The organism is Streptomyces sp. SID11385 (assembly GCF_010548245.1).
Taxonomy (GTDB): Bacteria; Actinomycetota; Actinomycetes; order Streptomycetales; family Streptomycetaceae; genus Streptomyces.
The window spans coordinates 1-2,510 of the sequence record NZ_JAAGLR010000763.1 but is presented as its reverse complement, the minus strand read 5'-3'; the positions used below and the strand labels follow the sequence as shown (position 1 = coordinate 2,510).

The 2,510-nt window shown below is 75.6% G+C and carries 2 protein-coding genes and 1 pseudogene; 1 reads left to right on the top strand and 2 read right to left on the bottom strand.

Annotation, left to right across the window (positions count from 1 at the left end):
- The first annotated feature begins 374 nt into the window (after positions 1–374).
- Positions 375–1,451 (top strand): zinc-binding dehydrogenase, encoded by a 1,077-nt coding sequence (locus tag G3I42_RS23650; protein WP_164289073.1) that lies wholly within the window; start codon positions 375–377, stop codon positions 1,449–1,451.
- 9 nt (positions 1,452–1,460) lie between these two features.
- On the opposite strand, the gene G3I42_RS23645 is transcribed toward G3I42_RS23650, so the two are convergent.
- Both G3I42_RS23645 and G3I42_RS23640 read right to left on the bottom strand, forming a co-directional pair.
- Positions 1,461–2,252: a DUF1963 domain-containing protein gene (locus tag G3I42_RS23645; RefSeq protein ID WP_164289071.1), complete on the bottom strand. Its 792-nt coding sequence runs from the start codon at positions 2,250–2,252 to the stop codon at positions 1,461–1,463.
- A 34-nt stretch (positions 2,253–2,286) separates the two neighbouring features.
- Positions 2,287–2,510, bottom strand: a pseudogene (locus G3I42_RS23640) (hypothetical protein); the annotation flags it as partial.

The following is a 2,510-nucleotide window of genomic DNA, read 5'->3' as shown; positions in this document are numbered from 1 at the left end:
CGGTCCAGCGGGCGCGCGCCGTGCCCGGGTCCGTGGCGAGCGGCCAGTCGCGCCCGGCGCGGGGCGCGGGCACCGACCACGGCAGGACGGCGTTCAGGGGCAGCCGGTCGTCGTCGCTCACACAATCCCTCGCACGGTACGCCTCGCACGGTCCCTCACACGGCCCATCGTAGGCAGCCTCCGCGCGGGGGCGGGCGTCTCCAGTGCAGGGCGACCGCGCGGACGCGTCCGGCCCCCCGGCACTGGGGACGCCCGGCCCCTGGCCAGTGAAAACTAACGCCGCTAGTTTGGCTGGGGTCGCCCGGCGCCCCGGGACCGAGGGACACGAGCACAGCCGAGCGACACCCAGCGACACCGAGGAACGGAGACAGACCGTGGTGCGTGCAGCCGTCCAGTCCGCCGTGGGAGCGCCCCTTGAGGTCACCCGGATCGACCTGCCGGAGCCGGGGCCCGGGCAGGTGAGGGTCCGGCTCGCGGCGGCCGGGGTCTGCCACTCGGACCTCTCGCTCTCCAACGGCACCCTGCGCGTGCCGCTGCCCGCCGTGCTCGGCCACGAGGGCTCGGGGACCGTCGTGTCGATCGGCGAGGGGGTCCGCTCCGTCCGCCCCGGCGACCCGGTCGTCCTCAACTGGGCCCCGGCCTGCGGGACGTGCGCGGCCTGCGGGCGGGGCGAGGTGTGGCTGTGCGAGAACGCCCTCGTGGGAGCCGCCGCCGAGTACGCCCGTACCGAGGACGGCACGACGCTGCACCCCGGGCTCAACGTGGCGGCCTTCGCCGAGGAGACCGTCGTCTCCGAAGCCTGCCTGCTGCCCGCGCCCGAAGGTGTCGCGCTCGACGAAGCAGCGCTCCTCGGCTGCGCGGTCCTCACCGGTTACGGGGCAGTGCACCACGCGGCGCGCGTGCGCGAGGGGGAGTCCGTCGTCGTGTTCGGCGCCGGCGGCGTCGGCCTCGCGGCGCTCCAGGCGGCGCGGATCGCGGGGGCGGGGAGCGTCCTCGCGGTCGACGCCTCGCCCGCCAAGGAGGACCTCGCCCGCCGGGCCGGGGCCACGGACTTCGTCCTCGCCTCGGAGACGACGGCCAAGGAGGTGCGGCGTCGCACCGGCGGCGGCGCGGACGTCGCGATCGAGTGCGTGGGCCGGGCCGTGACGATCCGCGCCGCCTGGGAGTCGACCCGGCGCGGCGGACGCACGACCGTCGTCGGCATCGGCCCGGTCACCGAGGAGGTCCGCTTCAACGCGCTCGAACTCTTCCACTGGGGCCGCACGCTCTCCGGCTGCGTCTACGGCAACAGCGACCCGGCCGCGGACGTGCCCGTACTCGGCGAGCACGTCCGCGCGGGCCGTCTCGACCTGAGCGCCCTCGTCACCGAGCGCATCGCGCTCGACGCCGTCCCCGACGCCTTCGCGGCGATGCGGGCGGGGAAGGGCGCGCGGGCGCTCGTGGTGTTCTGAGGGGCGCGCTCACAGGAGCAGGTCGACCAGCGTCTTCACGTTCTCGAAGTTCCCCGCCTCCAGGTCCGCGCGGCGGATGAGCCACGAGGCGTACGCGGCGAGATCCGGCTTCGTGGGGCTGTCGTACGCGGACTGGGCGAGGAGCAGCCACGCCTCGTCGCCCGTGCTCTCCCACCGCCCGGCGACGGGGTCGGCCTGCGGGAAGCGGGCGTAGCCGCCGAGGGTGAGCTGGTCGACGCCGCCGCCGGACTCCACGACGTCCTGAAGTTCCTCGTGCTCGTCGATGAGCTCGTCCAGTTCGGGGTGGACGTTGAGGTACACGTTGTCCCCCAGCTCGGGCAGCACTTGCTCGCGGCGCCCGTACAGCGGGCACGGCTCCAGGGCGAAGCGCGCCCGCTCGCCCTCGGGGCGCCGCTCCCGCACCGGGGTCCCCGCCGGGATGTACAGCACGCGCCCGGCGGGCTCCGCCCCGTCCTCGGCGCCCCTGTCCTCCTCCACCTCGCGGTCGGCGAAGAAGACGAGACGCCCGGAGCGGGGGAGGGGGAAGTCGAGCCAGTCGTGGTCGAGGGCCGCGAGATCGACGGTCGCGATGTGCTCGGGGCGGCCGTCCCACTCGACCTCGTCGGGCAGCAGGGGCGCGCCGCCGAACGTGCCCATGACGGGGTTCCCGTCGTCGTGGAACTGATCCAGCGGCCCGCGCAGTTCCAGGCGCGGCCTGGCGAGCGTCGCTATCCGCTCGCGCACCTCGTCGGGCGCGCCCGCTTCCCGCATCGCCGCGTGCCAGTTGTCCATGATTCGCATGGGCGTCACCCTGCCACGCGCCACTGACACCCCCTCACCCCGGCAGCTCCACCGTCGAGACGACCCGTACGAGACACGGCCTGCGGGGCGTCTGCGCGAAGCCGAAGCGGGGCGGCGGCGCGAGCGGCCCGGGGGCGCCGAGATCCACGCCCTCCCAGCGCCCGCCCGCCGCGGCGAGCCCCCACATGTCGCGCGCCCCGTACCACTCGCGCCGCCCGTTCCCGGCCGTGCCGTACGTGCGCACGCCGGGCAGCAGCC